Origin of the sequence: uncultured Cyclobacterium sp. (assembly GCF_963976465.1) — a bacterium.
Taxonomy (GTDB): domain Bacteria; phylum Bacteroidota; class Bacteroidia; order Cytophagales; family Cyclobacteriaceae; genus Cyclobacterium.
Genome location: NZ_CAXBOC010000586.1, coordinates 1 through 3,169, shown reverse-complemented (window position 1 = coordinate 3,169; position 3,169 = coordinate 1). Strand labels below are relative to the sequence as shown.

At 34.3% G+C, this 3,169-nt stretch carries 3 protein-coding genes; 2 read left to right on the top strand and 1 reads right to left on the bottom strand.

The genetic code is table 11. The features are described from left to right. Together AAC037_RS22555 and AAC037_RS22550 are read left to right on the top strand one after the other, a co-directional pair. Positions 1–537, top strand: a 537-nt coding sequence (locus AAC037_RS22555) for a hypothetical protein (RefSeq protein WP_339905795.1), incomplete at its 5' end; no start/stop codon positions are given. A gap of 296 nt (positions 538–833) precedes the next feature. Then, positions 834–2,036: an ATP-binding protein gene (locus AAC037_RS22550; RefSeq protein WP_339905793.1), complete on the top strand. Its 1,203-nt coding sequence runs from the start codon at positions 834–836 to the stop codon at positions 2,034–2,036. A 310-nt stretch (positions 2,037–2,346) separates the two neighbouring features. Here the strand turns inward: AAC037_RS22550 and AAC037_RS22545 are convergent, their stop codons facing one another. Then, positions 2,347–2,961, bottom strand: a complete 615-nt coding sequence (locus AAC037_RS22545; RefSeq protein WP_339905791.1) for a DUF2911 domain-containing protein — start codon at positions 2,959–2,961, stop codon at positions 2,347–2,349. Between the last annotated feature and the right edge of the window lie 208 nt (positions 2,962–3,169).

Genomic DNA, 3,169 nt, shown 5'->3' with positions numbered 1-3,169 from the left:
GATGATTTGAAAGTGGAAAGATCTAGTGATGGCAAGAAAATAAAGATTAATCCTGAGGACATTGACCACATGTATGTTCCTCCCAGTGCCCTCGCCAAAATTAATCAAAAATTAGATGCTTCATCAGATTTACAAAAAATACAAGACAATGAACTTTCCGGAGAATTTTTGGATGATGGGTATCTCTACATGGAATCATCCAACGTACAAGTGAAAAAGAATAAGACACAATATTGTATGATGCAGGTGATGAATCCTTCTTTCAGTAAAAAAATTAAAGTGTACAATGATCCATTTGCAAAAGAATCAGCCAGTATTGGTTTTGCAGGAATGACTGTTGCCGGAGGGCTTGACAAGTCTTATTATATCAAAAAAAATGGGGAAGAAATAGCGAGACGCATCAAGAAAAAAGAATACAAAAAAGACATTGAGGAGCTTTTTGCTGAATGTCCGGCTGTGATCGAGAAATATAAAGATAGTCCAAAGTGGATGGAATTTGAAGAATTTATTTACGATTACTCAACCATGTGTGAATAAAATGCTTTATTTCCAAATGGGATATCATTCCTGAAGTAAAACCTATTGCTTAGGTCTGAACAAGTCCGTTTGGATAGGAAGAGGTCACTCGGTTTAAGTTTACTTATTTTAAATATTTTGTTAATAGGGTATTTTAATGCTATGAAAATTCTTCCTGATAGTATTAAATTACCTTGATGATCAACTATTTTTATTCAAAAGAGACAATGACTTCTATAAGCGACTAGTCTAAAGATATTTTTAGGTAAAAGCCTGAAATTTTGTTATATTTTTAAAAATTTAATGTAGCTATTTTTATGGAAAGTTTAACCCCCCCCAATGAATTTGAAAGATTATTGGCTTTGGCTGATTATGATTTGGATACGATTGAACTAGAAGGTCAATTAAAGGATCTTACCAAATTGGCAGCTAAAGTGGCCGGGACTAATATCTCCCTCGTAAACCTAATTGATGCAGTAACACAGTGGAGTGTGGCAGGGGTAGGAATGCCTGTTATGCAACTGCCAAAAGAGGACTCAGTCTGTCAGTACACCATTCAAGGTGATCAATCTCTTGAAATAAAAGATCTTTCAAAAGATGAAAGATTCAAACATAAGTTTTATGTAGAAGACGATCCGAATTTAAGGTATTATTTCGGCGTTCCTTTGAGAACAAGTTCAGGGCATAACCTTGGTGCTTTATGTGTGTTAGATACCAAGGATATAACGATTACTCCCGAAAAAGCAGATCTTTTGAAAATTATTGCGGAGGAAATCATAAACCGCTTGGACATTATCAAATCTGTAAATGAATTGAAATCTAAAGTAAAGGAATCAATTGAAAAACAAGAGCAGGTGGCTCATGACATTAGGGGGCCAATTGGTGGTATAATTGGCTTGGCCCAAATAATCAAAGATCAAGGGACCAATAATCAATTGGAAGATGTCTTGGAATTTATTAAGGTAATCCAAAGCAGTAGTCAATCACTGTTAGAGCTTGCTGATCAGATACTTTCAACAAAAGCCAAAGAAAAAGCACCAAAACAATTGAACCTTCAAAATGAGTATAACCTTCAAGTATTGCAAGAGAAATTAAAAAATTTGTATGGTGTTCAGGCCGAACAGAAAAAGGTTAAGTTTTCAGTTGAATTAGTAAGTAAAAATTTAGAAACAAGATTTTCCAAAATAAAATTGTTACAAATTTTGGGAAATCTTATTTCCAATGCCATCAAATTTACACCTGAAGGAGGAAGTGTAAGCATCTCACTTAGTCTTGAAGAAAAAAATTATAGTAATCGCTTAAAAGCAAAAATTAATGATAACGGCAGAGGTATGACTGCTGATCAAATCGAGGAAATAATGAATGGCGAAAGTAAAACTACTAAAGGTACCTCAGGTGAGCAAGGCTATGGTTTTGGGTTGCCATTGGTAAAACACCTTATTGATGGAATGGGAGGTGTATTAAAAATAGATTCAGAAGTAGGAAAATATTCAGCTTTTGAAGTTATAATTCCGGTTTAATTTTCAACTCATAAAGATTGACTATCTATTTATAAACTTGTTTTCAATGCTAAATTTTGCTTAAACTGAGGCATTCAGTAAGGTTTTTGATATGGCGGTTCCAATGATAAGAATATCAGCCTTCTTAGAGATTTTAATTCAGCATCAGATGATCAGACTGAAAACAACAACGAAGTGGTTGATGTTGAAGCGATTTTAGCATGTAACAGCAGGATTTTGCCTATTGCAGGTTAAAGCTTGGACAAGAAAAAAGGTCTCTTTTAAGAGGACCTTTTTTCTAAAGAGGTTCTGTTTTAGTTACGATTTATTTTTAGTTAAATACAGCATTGAAATCCTCCAATTTCTGATCCACTTGAGTATCTATATCAAAGGTAAGTTTAACATTTTCCCATGCAAAGGTGACTTTCGCCACTTTATTGTCCCCTGCGGATATTGAATACGAAAGTCTTTCCTGAGTTTCCATTAATTTTATCGGACTCGTACTTAGAGATATAGCATCATCTTTTGTAAGGGCTGTGGTATTTACTTTACCGTCTTGCATATAAGCGTAAATAGCATTGCCTTTGTTGTTGAAATGTATGGTCCAGTTCCCAGATTGGTTAGGAGTAATAAAAACTGAATACTTTCCTGCATTAAGTGTTTTATCACCTATGTTCACAGAAGTGCTAAATTCAATAGTGGTTGGTGCATTTGCACCTGCTCTCCACGGGCTACCATAGGGCACTAGATCACCGAAAATCGTTCTTCCTTTTACTCCGGGAGACGAGTAGGAAATACTAATTTGGGTAAAGCCTACGTTTTGAGAAACAAAACTAGCAGGACTCGGAGCCGGTGCTTGCATTTGGGCCTGAGATTGGAAAATAATGGTGAATGCCATTAATATTGAAAGGCTTAAGACTAGGTATTGGAATTTAAAATTTTTCATGGTAATTGTTTTATTTGGGTTTAAAAAGGAAAGATACTAAAGGAGAGCTAAAAAAAAATATTTTTTATCTGAATAGATTTAAGCCACTCAATTTTATGTTATATCGTAAGTATAACTAGAATAAATTTATTTAATTAACATAGACTCAATGCTGTCCTAAATAAAAAATGAGAGGTTCAATTTTTTGCCCAAAATAGTTATTTTGGGT

Bases quoted from the DNA above. Each gene is read 5' to 3' on its own strand.
- AAC037_RS22550 (WP_339905793.1), top strand. From the start codon at position 834: ATGGAAAGTTTAACCCCCCCCAATGAATTTGAAAGATTATTGGCTTTG.
- AAC037_RS22545 (WP_339905791.1), bottom strand. From the start codon at position 2,961: ATGAAAAATTTTAAATTCCAATACCTAGTCTTAAGCCTTTCAATATTA.